The organism is Marinilactibacillus piezotolerans (assembly GCF_900114235.1).
In the GTDB taxonomy this organism is placed as follows: Bacteria; Bacillota; Bacilli; order Lactobacillales; family Carnobacteriaceae_A; genus Marinilactibacillus; species Marinilactibacillus piezotolerans.
This window is the reverse complement of sequence record NZ_FOSJ01000014.1, coordinates 1-17,445: the sequence shown is the minus strand read 5'-3', so window position 1 is coordinate 17,445 and position 17,445 is coordinate 1. Positions and strand designations below refer to the sequence as shown.

The following is a 17,445-nucleotide window of genomic DNA, read 5'->3' as shown; positions in this document are numbered from 1 at the left end:
TTCAGTTGAAACACTTTGACATGAAAGTTTTACTTTATACTGGTTCAGAAAAAGTCTTCACTCAAAGCGGAATTGGGGAGGCACTTCGTCACCAAAAGAAGATGCTGAAAAACTTGAATATCCCTTTTACTGAAAATCCGGATGAAGCGTACGATGTCGTTCATTTGAATACAGTACTGCCTGATTCATTGTGGATGGCTAGAAAAGCTCGATCTAAAGGTAAAAAAGTCATTTATTATGGCCACTCTACTATGGAAGATTTTATGAATTCATTTCGTGGATCTAATCTGGTAGCTCCATTATTCAAAAAGTGGCTCCAGACTTGTTATCGACAAGGTGATATGATTATAACCCCTACAGAATATTCAAAAGAACTTCTACTTGGTTATGACTTAAATAAACCTATTTTTTCACTTTCAAATGGTGTTGATACAACTTTCTTCTCTAAAAGTAAAAAATCTGGAGATCGATTTAGAAAAAAATTTGCTCTAACTAATACTCAAAAAGCAATTATTTCGGTTGGCCATCTTATTGACAGAAAAGGCATTATTGACTTTATCGCTTTAGCTGCAAAGTATCCGGAATACTCTTTTTACTGGTTTGGCAACACTCCTAAATCACTGATAACGAGTGCTGTTCAAAAAGCCATTAACCAAGCAACTTCGAACGTTCATTTCCCTGGATTTATTTCACCAGAAGAACTTCATGATGCTTATTCAGGCTGTGATTTGTTTTTATTCATGACCTATGAAGAAACAGAAGGAATTGTTTTACTAGAAGCCTTAGCAAACGAAACACCTGTCCTTGTCAGAGATATCCCAATTTATAAAAAATGGCTGCCAGATAAAGAAGTTGTTTATAAAGCACGAACTCAATCTGAATTTGAAGATGTCATACCTTTAATTCTAGAAGAAAAGCTTCCCTCCCTGACAGCAAACGGTCGTCAGGAGGCTTTAAGGCTGGATATAAAAAAGGTCAGTCTAGATTTAGCTATTCTATATAATAAATTATTAGATGTATAAAATTTAATACTATTCTAACAAACAGAAAGGACTGTCACTTGATTAGTCCTTTCTGTTTTTGTATAGTATTTGTAATTTTTTCTAAAGTTATGGTTCAACCATTGTTTTAGAGATATTTTATATTTACAATAATATCAACTAACCTGTATTTTAGGAGGATTTAAAAGGTGACTTTTTCAAACCAAACCACTCAAGCAATTCGGAAGCTGCATACTTTAATCGAAGTAGTCGATCAAATCGTTATTGGAAAAAAGGAAGTAACTCGTCTCACTCTCAACGCTATGCTAGCAAGCGGGCATGTATTATTTGAAGATATTCCAGGAGTAGGAAAAACACTTTTGATCAAGACAATATCTAAATGTTTAGAAGCTGATTTTTCTCGTATCCAATTTACTCCAGACCTGATTCCTTCTGATATTATCGGTTTTTCTGTACCTAATCTACATGACGAACAATTTGAATTTCGAAAAGGTCCAATTTTCAATCAAATCGTTCTAGCAGACGAAATCAATCGAACTTCTCCTAGAACTCAAGCTGCTATGCTGGAAGCTATGTCTGAAAAACAAGTGACTTTGGATGGAAAAACACATCAGTTGCCTGATCCTTTTTTTGTTTTAGCCACTCAGAATCCTATTGATTACGAAGGAACATATCCTTTACCGGAAGCTCAATTAGACAGATTTCTTTTCCAGCTTTCTTTAGGATATCCTAGTCCAGAACAAGAGGTTCGTATGCTTGAATCTCCAGAACAGTTAACTGCTATTGAGAAGTTGGATCCGATTTTATCTCTTTCAGATTTCAATTCATTAAAAGCAACAGTCAATACTATTCATGTAAACAAACAGTTACTTGAATATATCGTTTCTCTAGCAGATGCTAGTCGCCATCATCCAGCAGTTAAATTGGGAATCAGTCCTCGTGGTGTTCAAAATTGCCTAGCTGCTGCTCGTAGTCAAGCATTGCTCAATGAGCGAGATTATGTTATTCCTCAAGATATTCTATCAATTGTTAAACCTTTATTCCGCCATCGACTGCTATTTGAAAATAAATTAGACCGAGAAGATATTGATCTGTTTATTGAACAATTGATTAGTCAGATAGCAATCCCTACAAAAAGCAGGCGTACAGAATGAAAAGATATCTCCCTAGTTGGCGTTTTCTCTCCTTTTTCTTTTTATATTTATTAATCACACTTTATACTTTTACTTTCCCTGAAACTGTTACCTGGTTCATTTTCTATGCTTTTACCCTTGTATTATTGATTGCATTTTTATCTACACCATTAAATATCCAATTCAAGGATATCGACTGGAAAATCCATGATAATGGAACGGTAGATCTTATATTTACACTGACTCCTCGTTGGTCTCTGGCTTTCATGATGTCTTCTTTAAAACTTACGTTATTGGAATCAAGTTCGCTTAGAACGATCTACCCTACTGCTTTCTTTAAACATATGATTCAAGTCCGATTTGATAATTTTTCTCTTACAAGAGGTCAGTATAATCATCTCACACTTGAAATAAAAGGATATGGCTTGTTTGGTATTTTCAAATATTACTCCAAGCAGAATATACCAGTCTTAATTTCTATTTTTCCTACTCATTTAACTAAGAAAGCGTTGGTCTCATTAATAGATACTCAATCAATCAAGACTGCTCAAAGTAGCTCCTTTTCTCATCATGAATTTCAAGTCAAAGAAATCAGACAATATCAAAGTCGCGATTCACTGAGTGCAATCGATTGGAAATCGAGTTTAAAACGTGAGCAATGGATGGTTAAAGAATATGACACAGAAGAGATTAGGCCTATTACTTTATGTTTTTTCGGTTCTTCATCTCTGCAATTCGAAGAATTACTCAACTTAACCTATAGTTTATATCAACATTTGTCTATTTCTCATAAGATTAGATTACTTCTCATTGGTGATTTTGATGGGGTAACGCTGTCAAAAGATGATAAGAGAGATTTTTTAACGATTCAGCCTAGCGCAGATACGCAAAAGATAAAAAAACTGATTGATAGGCTCGATTATACCGCTGAACAACTTATCATTGTTAAGCCCAGCGATCTTACTATTCCAGTATATCTAAGTCAGCCAGCCTCTTGTACTATTATGACCGAAAAGCAGCTTACTCCAGAGAAAGGAGAAGGGCTCAGTGAATAATTATATTAGTCCCCTATCTAATTTTATTCGTTCATTTTTACTCAGTATCGTGCACACGTTTTTGCTGCTTCCTGTCTTATTTCTTTTTTTAAAAATCAATGAATTAAATGGATTTTATTTTTTTGTACTATTTTTTGTTATGACTCAAATCATCGCTGCTCTATTTAAAAAATGGTGGCTTTACTTTCTGATTCAATTCGGAACAATAACTATTTTCTTGTACTATACGTTTCCGCCATCTAATAAACAGATGAATTTCATAGAATGGCTCTCTCTAATCTGGCAATATGGGAAAACAGAATGGACTACTCTTCTTTCAACCAGTATGTCGACTATTCCTGTTTTTCTTGCAACAGTTTGCTTATTGTTTCTAATCACATTACTCACTTACACATCTATCCGGCAAAGATTAGCAATGCCTTCTTTTCTGATAGCTCTTGGATATTTAATTGTTATTCATACTTTCACAAATCAGGCTATTTTGAGTACTGCTGTTTCTGTAACTGGGTTTGGTCTTTTATTGATTGGTCTAGTGCATATTGACCACCGTTTTAATACGTTTCAGTTTTTAAAATCTGCAGGACTCACGGCTTTACTAACCTCTATATTAATTGGAATAACTTATTGGAGCATCACTCCTTTAAGACCCGTTCAAGAATGGTTGGAAAAAAGTTCAGAAGCTTATCAGCAATATCTAAATCAGCAAGGTTTCTTTGATTGGATCAGGGCTAGATCGCCTCAATCCAGATATCAGCAAATCGGTATGGATACAGATGATGAAGTATTAGGCGGTCCTTTACAAAATGATTTCACTCCGTTATTTAAAGCCTATACTGAAACCCCTCAATATTGGAAAGTGTTACACCGTATGGAATATACTGGTAGCGGTTGGAACAGCGATCTTCCTTCTGATAGAAGTCTCGCCACCTCTCCTTATGAGCCAGAAAATGTCGACTTATTATATGGAACCACACCCAAAAAGCCTGCTGAAATTCAGGAAACCACAACATTAGTATGGGAAAATCCGGTTGACTATATTGTTTATCCTTATGGGTGGAAAAAATTAGAAATACAAAATGCTCCAGACGACTTTACGATGCTTGCCAGTAATATAAACGGTCATCATAGAGTTACAGATTCAAGACAGGACATATCTAGTTATACAATCACATATGATGCAGTTTCTTTAGGAAGTATAGATGATGAGAATTTTCACCAAGACGACGGATGGCGTACACTACTATTAGAATCTCTAAACAGCAATACAGAAGTTCCAATGTTTGATGCTGATTTATCACTCAGAGAAAAGATGGTTCAAATTTTTCCAGATGATTTACAGCTTCCAGCTTCCCTACCTCAAAGAGTCACTGATTTAGCAGTCGAACTGACTGAAGGCATAGATAGTGAATATGAAATGGTCCGTTCAATTGAAACATACTTGAAAAATGATGGAGGATATCGTTATAGTCTACAAGATGCTTCTCAAACACCAGAAGAGGAAGATTATGTAGATCAGTTTCTATTTGAAACACTGGTAGGGTATTGCGATAATTTTTCTACAGCAATGACTGTAATGCTAAGATCAGTAGGTATTCCCGCTCGATGGACGAAAGGCTTCTCACCTGGCAGTGAACAGACTGATACTGATGGTAAAACTTACTATCAGATTACCAATGCAAACGCACACTCTTGGGTTGAGGTCTACTTCCCAAGTTCTGGATGGGTTCCTTTTGATCCCAGCCCTTCTTTTTCTAATCCAATGACTCGTACAGAGGCTGATTTGGCGGCAGAAAATTCAGGATCTTCTTTCAATGAGAATGATATGCCAGAAGAGGGTTCTCCAGAAGCGGAAGATCCTGAAGTTCAAACTCCAGAGGAAACGCCTGACGAAGAAACACCAGAAGAGACTGAAAGAGGCTCAGAAGAAGAAATTATTGAAGAATCGTCTGAAAATAATTCTGTAACTTCATCTGAAGAGAGTCTTAATTCCTGGTACCTATTATTCTTGATTCCTATCTTTTTTATTCTACTGTTTACTTTTTACTTTTTTTCAGTCCATTTAAAAGTAGCTATCTGGATTTTAGAAAAGCTGATCCAGAAAAATAAACTATCTTTACTGCAAGCAAGTAGATGGACATTGAGACTCTTTCAAATTAAAAAGAAAAAGTTATCAAATCAAACATTCGAAAATTATTTTGAAGGTTTAGATTTATCTGTAAATGAATATTCAGATGTCCTGAATTTATTTGCTCATTTATTGAATCAAGTATTTTATGGACATGAAACAGCTAAAGATTCTTTATCGGCTGAACAAAAGATAATTTTATTAGATTCGTTACAAGTGTTAAAATTCCTGCCTAAATATAAAAATTAAAAAATAGCTATCCTCATCTAGAACTTTGAGGATAGCTGTTTTGAGTTTTATAAGTGGTTAAATTTTGTGTTATTGAAACCTTTGGTAAGCAACCAGCTATCTACTGCTAGCAATAGTACTAAAGCAATATAGGAACCTAAAGGAATAAACTCTTGTATCAAGAACATTGATAGAGTTGCGATAATTACAATCCCGAAAAAGATAACAGTCGCTAGACATCCTTGGTTTGCTTCAGATGCATTATATTGGCGAGAAAAAGGATAGTCAGTAATTGTTCTTTTCACTTCAATAAAGAAAAGAGCAATAATTAATAAAAATCCATTTATAATAACGGGTATTAGTTCAAATCCCGTTATCACAATCACAATTGCTGATAATAATACATAAATAGGAATAACTAGTTTCATAGTCATAGCTTTGATCATTCCCCTAAGAAATACTCCCTCATCATTTTCCGAACTCGTTTCAAATATCCAGCGTCCTTTATAATTTTTAGAATATTGTAAGGACACAGTGAGCATCGGCAGCATCAACATAGTGAAATAAGGCATATAGATAAAAGTAATGGATTCTTCTATTGCTCCTTCAGAAAATCTAAAAGAAGAAAACAAAAGAACAGCTGGAAAAATAAGAATACTAGCAAGAGATGGATATAACCTGGTTTTAAATTCTCGTTCATGTTTTGTTAGTTGCCAAGCAAAATGATAGTACCCTACTTCTCTTTTATCCCATGATAACCATTTACCCGTAACTGTTTCATATAACGACCGTTTATCCTCTTCAACTTCTCCGCTATCCAGTTTTTGCAGATTTTTTTCTAACTTATCATTATTAATCCGGTAAAGCATTACAAGCCCTATTGTTCCCAACAGTAAAAATGCTATATAGATTCCATAAGTAATAGACCATCCATCCTGCAACATTCCAAATGGTGCTACAAACCACAATGGAAAAACGATTACGTGCCACCAATCTAAATTGAGTTCAATCGCCAGTACCTCAGGATCAACAATTTGAATTACCTGGTTCATAATCTGATAACCGATAATTGTAAAAATTGACAAACCGATTTGACTATAAGCAATAATGTTTTTAAGTTTTTCTCCGTTGAAACGTTTTAGTACTGTTGCATAAATAATAATTGTCAGTAATAGGCACCATAACGAGGCAACTATGATTAACAAGGAAGCCAGCACACCTGCTAGTATTCCATGGAAAAAGAAGGTTGCTATAACTATTGGTCCAGCTATCGCCGTAGCAAATGAAATAAGGTAAATGAAAACATGTGTCGCTTTCGCCGCACTCAACGTTCTAGATGAAACAGGTCTCGTTCCAATCAATACTTGATCCTTTGTATTTAATAAGATCGTTGAGAAGTTAGCAATTAATGTTGATATCAGCATCACAAAAATATAACTGAAAAATATTGTATATTGAAATACAATGTTATCAATTGCAAACACAAATAATAAAATCAAACTGAATATGGCATACATCCACAAAGATTGAAAAAATGCATTTTTATCTTCATTGTCTTTCTTCTTATTTCCCCATCCAGAATTTTGAATCACACTATCTTGTCTACTATCCATAACCATTTTCGTTTCAACAATTACTCTCAAAATAGGATAATCCACACCAAAAGCACGGTACATTGGTGCCAAGAACTCTAATATTTTGATAAAGAACGGTGTATTGCTTTTCGATTCTCTACCAAAGATATTACGCATCATAGTGCGACTCTCCTTTCATCGCTGTAACGAAATCAGCTGCCAGTTCAGCATATTCATTGAAACCTGTTAGTTGATTAAATAATTGCTCTAAGGTTCCGTCAGCATCTTTTTGGAGTTCTTCAAATGGACCATCCGCTACCACCATACCTTCGTTTAAGATAATGATTCGATCGCTTAACTTTTCTACGGTATCCATAATATGAGAAGAATAAAAAATCGTTTTTCCATCTTTTTTTAATTCTGACAAAATTTCTTTAACAATTTGAACGCTATTTGCGTCCAATCCATTCAGCGGTTCATCCCAGAATAAGATATCTGGATTGTGTAACAAGCTAGAAATAATCAAGACCTTTTGACGCATACCTTTCGAAAAAGAAGATAATCGATTTTTAAATGCTGCATCAATGCCTAATATTCTCATCATTGATAAACTTTTCTGACGAACGATCTGTTCATCTATTCCATATAATCTACCAACAAATAATAAATACTCTTCTGCAGAAAGCGTCTCATACAGTTCTGCATTCTCTGGTACATACCCAATTCTTGCTTTATACTCATCTCCACTATCTAAAAGAGATCGTCCGAACAGCAAGATTTCACCTGCATCTTGCTGCAGCATTCCCAAAATGATTTTTACTGTTGTACTTTTCCCTGCTCCATTCGGGCCAATATACCCAATGATTTCGCCTGGATGAACTGAAAAGTTCACCCCTTTCAATACATGGTTTCCACCAAAAGATTTTCTAACTTCCCGCATTTCCAATATTGTTTCCATCTATGTACCCCCAAGACTATGATTAAAACTATTTTATCACACACGTTTCTTTAAAACAGTATTCTTCAAACAATCTATAACATATCTCTACATTCTAAGTTCAAACTATGATACATTTAGTAATATTACTAAATAAATATACACATCTGATAAATATCGGAGGGATCCATTTATTCATGGAAGAAACATTTAAGCAGGCCTCTATTTGGTCGATCGTCTGGAGAGTTATTTTAACTTCACTTGTAGTTGAACTTATCAGTGGGATATTTTTGTTCATTTTTCCATTTCAATATTCTGAAATTATTAGTCTCACTGGCTCGTTAACGCTTTACTACCTCATTTATAAAATTACACTAAGTCAAATTGATAAACAGAATATCTCTTCTTTAGCAATTACAGGACGAGGACATCCGGACAAGAAAAAGCTTATTCCTATAGGGATATTGACTCTTCTTATTGCTGGGACTGGTTACTTTTTTATTTTCTTTATCCTTCGTATTATTATTTCTTTTATTTCCCCTGACGAATTCATTACTCCTTTTATGAATATGAACTTTGAAGGTTTAGATCCTACAGGACCTTCTCTCTTATATTATTTCCCAGTAGCTGTTATAGCAGCTCCGATAGTAGAAGAAATTTTCTTTCGAGGGTTCGTATTGAATAAATGGTCTGAAAAATATGGAAATGTAAAAGGGGTTTTGTTCAGTTCACTTTTATTTATGGGGATTCATATTGGCTCATTATTACTCCCGCAATTATTAATGGGGATTTTATGTGCTGTTATCTATATCAAAACTAAAAAAATAATCTATCCAATTCTTGTACATTCTTTTTATAACTTTTTTATTATTCTGCCTACACTGATTCCAAATAAAGCAATACTTGAACGGGGCTATACAGAATTGTTTTTACCTAAACAAGATATAATTAATGACATTAATATATATGCTACTTTATTTGTAATGTTTTTCCTCGTTGCTGTTATAAGTCTTCTTTTTTATAGTAAAAAATTAAACCAAGAGCAAACCCCTTATCTTTATAATTTTGAAAAGTATATTTCAAAAGTTCCACATGAAACAATTCCAGATGAAAGAAAATTTCCAGAATTTTAAATTAGCTTTAGCATCCTTACATAGCTTTTTAAAGTCCAGGAAAACATTTTTATTATTTAAATCCGACATTTTTATGTATATTATTCCAAAATTGTGTATACTATATTCCAAGGGGGAATGAAAATGAAAGAATCAATGATTGAATTTATGAAAGTCAGGGAGAAACTGGATAAAGAAAAAGAGTTTCATATGGAGTCTCTATTTAAACTTATTCGTCAACCAAGTATCAGTGCACAAAACAGGGGAGTTTTAGAATGTGCTGATTTGTTAGTTACTATGATGAAAGATGCTGGAATTGATACTAAGATTCTTGATACTGAGGGATATCCTGTTGTATATGGAGAAGTTTTACATCCAGACAACAAACTAACTGTATTATTTTATGGACATTATGACGTACAACCTCCAGAACCATTGGAGTTATGGAAATCAGATCCATTTGAACCAACGATTCACGACGGGAAAATCTACGGTCGTGGAACGGGAGATAATAAAGGTCAATTAATTGCCCATGTATTAGCGGTTAAGTCTTTACTAGATCTTTATGGTAAATTACCAATCAATGTAAAATTTTTATTCGAAGGCGAAGAAGAAAAAGGCAGCATCAATCTTGCTCCTTTTATAGAAAATCATAAAGAACTTCTTGCAGCTGATATTGCTTACACTGCCGATGGACCCATGGAAGGTAAAGATCAGCCTTCTGTAACTTTAGGAAATCGCGGGCTCCTTTATATTGAATTAAAAGCTCAGGGCGCTATCAAAGACAATCATTCGGGAAATAAAGGAAATATAGCACCAAATCCCGCAATGGATCTGATTAATCTAATTCGTACAATGGTAGATGATAAGGGCCGAGTTTTGATTAAAGATTTTTATAATGATATTTTAACGCCTACCGAGGAAGAGTTAAACCATATCCGCACTTTACCCTTTGATCCAGAAGCTACTGCTCAAGTAATAGGAATGCACAAAATGGATATACCTGCTGAAGAATATTATAAAAAACTCTGTCTCTCTCCTACATTCAATATTGCTGGATTCGGAAGTGGCTATACTGGTGAAGGAACTAAAACCATTATCCCTAGTGAAGCTAAAGTTAAAATCGATATGCGGCTAGCAGCCGATCAGGACCCTGATTTGATTTTCCAAAACATTTTAGAGCACGTAGAACATTTTAACTCAGCGAGTACAATCACTTTAGATTATTTGGGTGGTGTAAAACCATCTAGAACACCTATGCACTTAGATATCGTCCAAAAAGTTATTCGAGCAGTTGAAATTTCTCACAATAAACTGCCCGTCGTCTTACCTGCTCTTGGTGGAACAGGTCCAATGTATGTTTTTACAGATATTTTAAAAATCCCTTCATTGACAGTTCCTTATGCCAATGTTGATGAAGATAATCACGCACCTAATGAAAATATTGGTATTAAAGAATATTTAAACGGCATTCAGACAACCTGTGTTGCGATACTACATTTAGGAGAACAGATTTAAATTTAATAGCAAAAAAGGAAGACCAATACCCTCCGAGGTAAAGGTTTTCCTTTTTTCATCAATTTATTCATCTTCTTCTAACATATACTCTTTAAAGAATTCTTCCAAGTATTGTTCCATGAATTGATGTCGTTCTTGAGCCATTTTTATAGCAGTTTCTGTATTCATCAAGTTTTTTAACTTTAACAACTTTTCATAAAAATGATGGATTGTGCTCGTTTTTCCATTTCTATATTCTTCTTTCGTCATTTCTTCACGTACTTCATATCGCGGATCGAATATTGGTTGTCCCTTACTGCCGGCATACGTAAAAGCTCTAGCAATTCCAATTGCACCAATAGCATCCAGGCGGTCTGCATCTTGCACGACTTTGGCTTCTAGTGATTCCAAGTTTTGTCCATTTCCACCTTTATAAGATATATTCTGAATAATCATCAATACTTTCTCGGTAACCGCAGATGGCACGCCTTCGCCTTCTAACCAATAATTTATCTCAGAAATTCCATCTTCTTCACTAGAAACAACTTTATCATCTGCCAAGTCATGCATCAAAGCAGCTAATTGCACAACGAACATGTCTACTTTTTCTGACTGACCGATTTTTATTGCATTTTTCCATACACGTTCAATATGAAACCAGTCATGTCCAGAACCTTCATCTTTTAATTTTTCCCGAACCATTTCAGCGGCACTTAGAATGATTTCCTCATTCATATATATTCCTTCTTTCTATGCTACTATTTCTAATAGTCTACCACATTTTATGCTACACTGTTAAAAATGGATGTAATTTGCTTAGTAGCAGCCTTAACTAGGTCTTCTAAGCTCATAGAAAGGATTTATCAATGAAAATTTTAATTGATGCAGATGCCAGTCCCATAAAAGATATCGTCATAGAGGAAGTTCAAGGAAAAGATATTTCAGTTGTACTCGTCTCTAGTATTGCTCATTTTTCTCTGCAAGAATATCCAGAATATGTAGAAACTGTTTATGTAGAACAAGGCGCGGATTCAGCCGATTTCAAAATTGTACAGCTCGCAAAAACTGGAGATATTGTCATTACACAAGACTATGGTTTAGCTTCTTTATTGTTACCAAAAGGATGCCTTGTTTTGCATCATAAAGGATTCCAGTATTCTTCTGACAATATTGATCAGCTGCTTCAGACGAGACACTTAAGTGCTATAGCAAGGAAAAATGGTCAACGCACCAAAGGTCCTAAAGCTTTTACCCAAGAAGATCGAGAAAAATTCCGAGCAGTATTCAGAGAAATCTTATAGTATTAAATAGTAAATTTAATATTATAAAGCTGCTTTTACTGTATATTTTTTGACTAAAAAATCAGTAATTTTTAACTATTTTTAAATCATTCATTACTAATATTTGGTTCTTCTAAGTAATATCAGTTTTATTGACTTGCCAAACATTTATTTATAAAAAAGCTTATTACTGTCCCATTTTTTGATGATAGTTCTATTCTTATTTTTACAGAATTTATGATACGATATGATAGAATACTTTTAAGTTTAGGAGCCGAATATATGAAACAAAAACTTGCATTATCCGTTTTAGGTGGAATTGGAGCAGCTTTAGGCGGTTTAGCCTTAGCCGGTCATTACTTTTATAAAACAGCTGTTTCAAATAATGAAAAAGATTTTTTAGAAGTGGTCAATTATGAACAAATCTCTCCAGACGATCCTTGGGCAGAAGAAAAAAGATGGTATAGCCAAGTTGAACGTGAAATAACTGAAATAACCTCAACAGATGGTTTGAAAATTAATGGAATTTATATTCCGGCACCAAAAGCAACTAATAAAGTAGCACTAATTGCCCATGGGTATAATGGCAGCTTAAGAGATATGGCCCCATTTGCAAAGCTGTTTCACGATCTGAAATTCAATATATTGGTAGCTGATGCTAGAGGTCATGGTACCAGTGACGGTAACTATATCGGGTTCGGTTGGCACGAGCGCATGGATTATCTCCAATGGATTAACCAGGTCATTGACAAATATGGTGAAAATTGCGAAATAGTTTTATTCGGTATCAGCATGGGAGGCGCGACTGTTTTAAACGTTAGTGGAGAAGTGCTTCCGGAACAAGTTAAAGCTATTGTTGAAGATTGCGGATTCAGCTCCGTAGAAGAAGAAATCACGTATCAGCTAAAAACAATGTATAAATTACCTAAGTTTCCGCTCGTTCAAATCACTAGCTTGATTACAAAACTTAAAGCTGGCTATTGGTTTGAAGAAGCAAGTTCCCTGGAACAAGTCAAAAAAAATCAGACCCCTACATTGTTCATTCATGGAGAAGATGATGACTTCGTTCCGACAAGTATGGTGTATGATTTATACGAAGCAAATGCTTCTCCAAAAGAATTATACATCGTTCCTGGAGCTAAACATGCATACGCGTATGTAATGAATAAGGATAAATATCGTCATGTCGTTTCAACTTTTTTAAAAAAATATATCTCTGTAGACACACAAGTTTAAAATAAAAAGCTGTGCTTCAAAATGAAGCATAGCTTTTCTTAAATAATCCGTCCTATTTCGGCCATTTTTGATGATCAACTCGAACCGCACCTAACAGTTTTTTTCTAACTTCTATATGCTCTTTAAAAATTATTTCTAGTTCATGGTCCGAAACTAATGGTAACTCTTGTTTAATTAACGGTGAAAAATCAGGTACATCCGGTACTTCATCAGCAGCATCCACAAATGCCTCTGTTAAAGATTCTAAATACGTTCCAATACTGGATTTTGCACTTTTGATAAGTAATGTATTAGCTAAATTTTCTTCCTTCATTCCATAAAGCAATATGGTGAGTGTGTCTTCTAGAGAGGCTATCGCCACGGAAGCAGATTCATCAGCTTTTCTACTATGATAAAAATGAAGCAGTGGGTAAGCATGATGTTGTTGTGTCAATGAACTAATCTTTGATGAAATATCAACTAATACTAAGTCTATATTGTGAAAATCCTGACCATTCCATGTTTTTGCTATAATATCAGTACTTTTAATACCTAAGCTTGTTATACTCGTTGCCAAGGAACGCTTTTGGACCACTGCATCTACTACGGAGATAATATAAGATGCACACAAAGTCAAAAATAATATGCCAGCCGCTGAATTTAATGTGGTTACGATCTGCCAGAATCCTATTGCAGGGGCATAATCCCCAATACCTAAAGTAAAAAGTGTAAATCCGGTGAAATAAAATCGCTCATACCAGAAAACTGGAGCATCTGGATTGGAAGTATTAGTAATTGAATTTACATCTCCATTAAAAAAGAGCGCAAACCCTATCCAAATCATCAGCGACCAGGATAATAATGTACTCACCAATGTAATTGGTCCAGTAAAATCATAGAACTTACTATTTTTTTTACCAAGTTTATCAAAAATTTTCCAAAGCGTCTCTGCTACTCTTTTGGATAAGGGACCTGCTCCACCATCTACCCATAAAGTAGTCCATACCAAGTCAATTATAGTAAGTAAAATTATTGCAAAACCAATAATGTAAAATATCCATCTCATGTTAGTTATTCATCCTTTTTAAACTTGTCATAATTCTATCTTATTCTGATAGAGTCATTTTTCCAAACAAGATGAATTAAATTACTACATTTCCCTGACAATAAACGTTTACTTTATTTCTACCCGTTCTTTTTGCCTGGTATAAAGCTTTATCAGCTTTATTTAATAAACTGGAAACTGTCTCCCCCACACCTCTTTCTGCTTCAGCTATTCCTAAACTAAGCGTAATACCAATCTCACCTTCTGAAGTGATCATAGGTGTTTTTTTAATATGATCACGTATCATATTAGCTAGTGCTTCAGCTTTCGCAGTCGTATAGTCAGTAAGAGAAAAAACAAATTCTTCTCCACCATATCTTGCAAAGACTTCTCCATTGGTTAAATATAATTTACAAATGGTCACTATGTGTTCAAGCAGCTGATCTCCTATGTGGTGTCCATAAATATCATTAACTTTTTTGAAATGATCCACATCCATTAACACAATTGCAAAGGGCGCTCCTTTTTTTTGAGAGTCAGCAAGATCCAGCTCACATTGCTGCAAAAAGGCACGTCGATTATAGATTTGTGTGAGTTCATCATAATAAGCCTGATATTCTAGTAAAGCTTGCAGTCTTTTGATTTCTGTTATATCTGTAAAAATAACTAGGTATCCATTTATATTTCTTAGCGGATCCAGCATAGACATTCGAACTTGGTAGACCTTTTCTTCATTTAACTTAATGGATGCTTCAGTAATTCCTATTTTTAGAGTAAATGGGATATTGAACAGATCATTCCATATTTTATTAATATTTGTTCCAAGTATCGAGTGGTTGACCCCCGGAAATTGAATTTTGCAGGCTTGATTGATTTCAACTAGTCTCAATGATTCATCTAAGACCATCACCGCATCATTAATGCTATTAAAAATAACATCTTTAGCAACCGGCATAATCTTGAATAATTGCGAAGAATTGATTGCCCATAAACAAAGCAGACTTGATATCCATATAACCATAGGAACCGGATCAATTCCTCTAGGGGTCAGGCCAAGAAGATAAATAAAGCCAGTAAACATAGGAACTAAATGTCCGAACATTAATGCAATAATCTGAGGCTTATATTGCTCTGACATTTCTTTATAATGAGAAGCCAGTAATATAAACGCTGCTAACATACAGCCAAAAGTTAAAATACCTTGTACTAAATACCAGATACCAATTTCTTGAAGAAAATACGGAGCTCCCAACACTGGATCAATTTCAAGCCTCCTATAATAAAGATGGTGCATATCGTTGGTTGCCACTAAAATACTACTAATAGTTGGAATAGTAAGCATATAAATGATGTACCCTCGTTTTAACTTTATGGCTAAGTACTTTGTAACAAAAAGCAACCCTAAAGGTGAGGCAAAAGGCAACCCCAGATACATAACTGCTGTCCAGAACTTCAATTCTATAATATTAGTGGACATTAAGCTGAAGACAGAACCAAAACAGTAAATTATGATTGCAAAAATATAAGCTAGAAAATAAGTAGAAATGCTTTTATAAAAATGCCTTTTATGAAAAACATAAGCAAACAGGTATAAATTGAATACTCCAGAAATTGCGATTATTGATATGTAAACAAGTAATTGTGCATGCATATACTCTACCTCTAAACAATTGTTATTTAGTTTAACTATAGCATAACTATTCAAAATAATTGTAATTATTTTATAATAATTAATTCAAAATTTCTGATTATAGTAGTAAAAAAGTGAGCAGTAAATTCCTTTTTAAAGGACTTACATGCTCACTTTTCAATTACAGATTTATCAAAATATTTATTTGGAAATAGTGTCTTATTCTGCTGCTGGCAAATCTTCTATTGAATCTATTTCCATATAAGCTGGCACAACCAGGGCATTCATTGTACCTTCAGCATTAGGTCCTAAGTCCACAATACTGTCACCATACTCATCCATAAAAGCGCCATGAGTGTTAGGCAACCACGGGGCTACACTCGCATCGGCTTCCCCACTTCCAACTGCCTGAAACAGAATAGAAGGATCAACATTTGTTACAGTTACATCAAATCCGTGTTGTTCTAGCGCTAGACGTATTACATTAGAAGATGCACGTTCTGAATCCCAAGGTACGGAAATGATATCGATTGGTTGCCCATCTACAGGATCTACCCCTTCAAGCCACCCATCAACTTGATCTTGGTTTTCTTCTACCCAGTTTGCTGCAGCTTCTTCCATTTCAATATCTTGACCTTCATCAATGACTACTTGCATTTCTTCAACAGACCATTCAAAAGCGTCTAAAATCGCATATGCTTCTGGCATATCTTGTTCTAAACCTTCACGTGCTATCGTATGAATGTCATCTCCTTCACCAAAAGCAAGTTCAGGGTCTTCCAGCATTTTCAGATCATATCTTTCAAACATCCAATGAGGTGTCCATCCAGTTACTACGATTGGTTCTTCATTTTGAATGGCCTGATCTAATTCAGTCATCATTCCACCTGTCGAGCTCTCTTGTAATTCCCAGCCTTCCAGATTATCATAAGATTCCAGCATTTCTCTTGCTTGTCCAGTAATCCCAGCTCCTGGCTCAATACCTGTTATCGTATACTCTAGTTGTTCTCCAACGTTTGCCTCTTCAGTCGTTCCGTTATCGCTGCATCCCGCAAGAACTGCAGAAACTGAACCTGCAGCTATTAAACCGATTAGTTTATTCTTCATTATTTTGTCTCCTATCTTTTTATGAAGTTTTAAAATATTCTACATTCAGAAAAATTTCTCTCTATTCTTTTTTACTTGATTTAATTATTTTTTACAAGTAAATTACCTTAGTATATCGAAAATATTACTATTTTAATTCTTATATTTGACTAAACAGCTTTTTTATATTTAATCAATTTATCTATATCCTAGATAATTCATACTTTTGCTTGAATCGTGGAAACACTGCCTAATGGCAGGCACTATGATACTTTTATTGTTTCACCTGTTAAGTGATGAAAAAAGAACTCCATTCTGATATAGTAAAGGTGTCGAAACCAACCATAAGAAAAGGAGTTCTTCTAATGACTAGCTTACACAAAAAACAGATTAAATTCAATTCTAACATTACCATTTCGCATACAGGTGGACGCTTATCTAGTGATTCCGGTTTGGTCTTAGTTAAAGAACTAATGAATACCTTTGGTTTCTCTGATTTAGCTAAACGACTACTTCACTTAAAAGAA

Annotated in this window: 15 protein-coding genes; 9 read left to right on the top strand and 6 right to left on the bottom strand. The window is 34.6% G+C overall.

All coding sequences use genetic code 11. The features are described from left to right. Positions 1-5: 5 nt before the first annotated feature. From BM212_RS04960 to BM212_RS04945, 4 genes are all read left to right on the top strand, one after another. Entirely contained in the window at positions 6-1,022 is a 1,017-nt protein-coding gene (locus tag BM212_RS04960) for a glycosyltransferase family 4 protein (protein ID WP_218149688.1), read from the top strand. 167 nt (positions 1,023-1,189) lie between these two features. Next, positions 1,190-2,155, top strand: coding sequence for an AAA family ATPase (locus BM212_RS04955; protein ID WP_072693566.1), 966 nt, complete (start codon positions 1,190-1,192; stop codon positions 2,153-2,155). Next, positions 2,152-3,189 carry a DUF58 domain-containing protein gene (locus BM212_RS04950; RefSeq protein WP_091896849.1) on the top strand — a complete coding sequence of 346 codons (1,038 nt, stop codon included), beginning with the start codon at positions 2,152-2,154 and terminating at the stop codon, positions 3,187-3,189. The genes BM212_RS04955 and BM212_RS04950 overlap by 4 nt, the downstream gene beginning before the upstream one ends. Next, positions 3,182-5,563, top strand: a complete 2,382-nt coding sequence (locus BM212_RS04945) for a transglutaminase domain-containing protein (protein ID WP_091896845.1) — start codon at positions 3,182-3,184, stop codon at positions 5,561-5,563. Before BM212_RS04950 ends, BM212_RS04945 begins: the two co-directional genes overlap by 8 nt. A gap of 47 nt (positions 5,564-5,610) precedes the next feature. Here BM212_RS04945 and BM212_RS04940 read toward each other — a convergent pair whose 3' ends face one another. Both BM212_RS04940 and BM212_RS04935 read right to left on the bottom strand, forming a co-directional pair. Further along, positions 5,611-7,296: a hypothetical protein gene (locus tag BM212_RS04940; protein WP_091896842.1), complete on the bottom strand. Its 1,686-nt coding sequence runs from the start codon at positions 7,294-7,296 to the stop codon at positions 5,611-5,613. Then, the gene (locus tag BM212_RS04935; RefSeq protein ID WP_072693570.1) at positions 7,286-8,074 is read right to left on the bottom strand and encodes an ABC transporter ATP-binding protein; all 789 of its coding nucleotides are present in this window, start codon (positions 8,072-8,074) and stop codon (positions 7,286-7,288) included. Before BM212_RS04935 ends, BM212_RS04940 begins: the two co-directional genes overlap by 11 nt. A 176-nt stretch (positions 8,075-8,250) precedes the next feature. Between BM212_RS04935 and BM212_RS04930 the strand changes: the two genes are divergently transcribed. Next, positions 8,251-9,186 carry a CPBP family intramembrane glutamic endopeptidase gene (locus BM212_RS04930; protein ID WP_177206340.1) on the top strand — a complete coding sequence of 312 codons (936 nt, stop codon included), beginning with the start codon at positions 8,251-8,253 and terminating at the stop codon, positions 9,184-9,186. Positions 9,187-9,309: 123 nt separating this feature from the next. Next, complete coding sequence (locus BM212_RS04925) at positions 9,310-10,683, top strand: M20/M25/M40 family metallo-hydrolase (protein ID WP_198033974.1); 1,374 nt, start codon at positions 9,310-9,312, stop codon at positions 10,681-10,683. Positions 10,684-10,746: 63 nt separating this feature from the next. Here the strand turns inward: BM212_RS04925 and BM212_RS04920 are convergent, their stop codons facing one another. Beyond that, positions 10,747-11,397: an HD domain-containing protein gene (locus tag BM212_RS04920; RefSeq protein WP_072693572.1), complete on the bottom strand. Its 651-nt coding sequence runs from the start codon at positions 11,395-11,397 to the stop codon at positions 10,747-10,749. 131 nt (positions 11,398-11,528) lie between these two features. Here BM212_RS04920 and BM212_RS04915 point away from each other — a divergent pair, with 131 nt between their 5' ends. Both BM212_RS04915 and BM212_RS04910 read left to right on the top strand, forming a co-directional pair. Then, positions 11,529-11,963: a YaiI/YqxD family protein gene (locus BM212_RS04915; RefSeq protein WP_072693573.1), complete on the top strand. Its 435-nt coding sequence runs from the start codon at positions 11,529-11,531 to the stop codon at positions 11,961-11,963. A 261-nt stretch (positions 11,964-12,224) separates the two neighbouring features. Beyond that, positions 12,225-13,178, top strand: coding sequence for an alpha/beta hydrolase (locus tag BM212_RS04910; protein WP_072693574.1), 954 nt, complete (start codon positions 12,225-12,227; stop codon positions 13,176-13,178). A 52-nt stretch (positions 13,179-13,230) separates the two neighbouring features. Here BM212_RS04910 and BM212_RS04905 read toward each other — a convergent pair whose 3' ends face one another. The 3 genes from BM212_RS04905 to BM212_RS04895 form a co-directional block, all read right to left on the bottom strand. Continuing rightward, positions 13,231-14,223: an ion channel gene (locus BM212_RS04905; protein ID WP_072693575.1), complete on the bottom strand. Its 993-nt coding sequence runs from the start codon at positions 14,221-14,223 to the stop codon at positions 13,231-13,233. A gap of 76 nt (positions 14,224-14,299) precedes the next feature. Then, on the bottom strand, positions 14,300-15,853 hold the full coding sequence (locus tag BM212_RS04900; protein WP_072693576.1) for a histidine kinase N-terminal 7TM domain-containing diguanylate cyclase: 1,554 nt from the start codon (positions 15,851-15,853) through the stop codon (positions 14,300-14,302). A 198-nt stretch (positions 15,854-16,051) separates the two neighbouring features. Beyond that, positions 16,052-16,939, bottom strand: a complete 888-nt coding sequence (locus tag BM212_RS04895; protein WP_072693577.1) for a glycine betaine ABC transporter substrate-binding protein — start codon at positions 16,937-16,939, stop codon at positions 16,052-16,054. Between the two features lie 344 nt (positions 16,940-17,283). Between BM212_RS04895 and BM212_RS12405 the strand changes: the two genes are divergently transcribed. Continuing rightward, the coding region (locus tag BM212_RS12405; RefSeq protein WP_177206338.1) for a transposase at positions 17,284-17,445 on the top strand (162 nt) is incomplete at its 3' end.

Bases quoted from the DNA above. Each gene is read 5' to 3' on its own strand.
- BM212_RS04950 (WP_091896849.1), top strand. From the start codon at position 2,152: ATGAAAAGATATCTCCCTAGTTGGCGTTTTCTCTCCTTTTTCTTTTTA.
- BM212_RS04940 (WP_091896842.1), bottom strand. From the start codon at position 7,296: ATGATGCGTAATATCTTTGGTAGAGAATCGAAAAGCAATACACCGTTC.
- BM212_RS04935 (WP_072693570.1), bottom strand. From the start codon at position 8,074: ATGGAAACAATATTGGAAATGCGGGAAGTTAGAAAATCTTTTGGTGGA.
- BM212_RS04930 (WP_177206340.1), top strand. From the start codon at position 8,251: ATGGAAGAAACATTTAAGCAGGCCTCTATTTGGTCGATCGTCTGGAGA.
- BM212_RS04925 (WP_198033974.1), top strand. From the start codon at position 9,310: ATGAAAGAATCAATGATTGAATTTATGAAAGTCAGGGAGAAACTGGAT.
- BM212_RS04920 (WP_072693572.1), bottom strand. From the start codon at position 11,397: ATGAATGAGGAAATCATTCTAAGTGCCGCTGAAATGGTTCGGGAAAAA.
- BM212_RS04915 (WP_072693573.1), top strand. From the start codon at position 11,529: ATGAAAATTTTAATTGATGCAGATGCCAGTCCCATAAAAGATATCGTC.
- BM212_RS04910 (WP_072693574.1), top strand. From the start codon at position 12,225: ATGAAACAAAAACTTGCATTATCCGTTTTAGGTGGAATTGGAGCAGCT.
- BM212_RS04905 (WP_072693575.1), bottom strand. From the start codon at position 14,223: ATGAGATGGATATTTTACATTATTGGTTTTGCAATAATTTTACTTACT.
- BM212_RS04900 (WP_072693576.1), bottom strand. From the start codon at position 15,853: ATGCATGCACAATTACTTGTTTACATATCAATAATCGCAATTTCTGGA.
- BM212_RS04895 (WP_072693577.1), bottom strand. From the start codon at position 16,939: ATGAAGAATAAACTAATCGGTTTAATAGCTGCAGGTTCAGTTTCTGCA.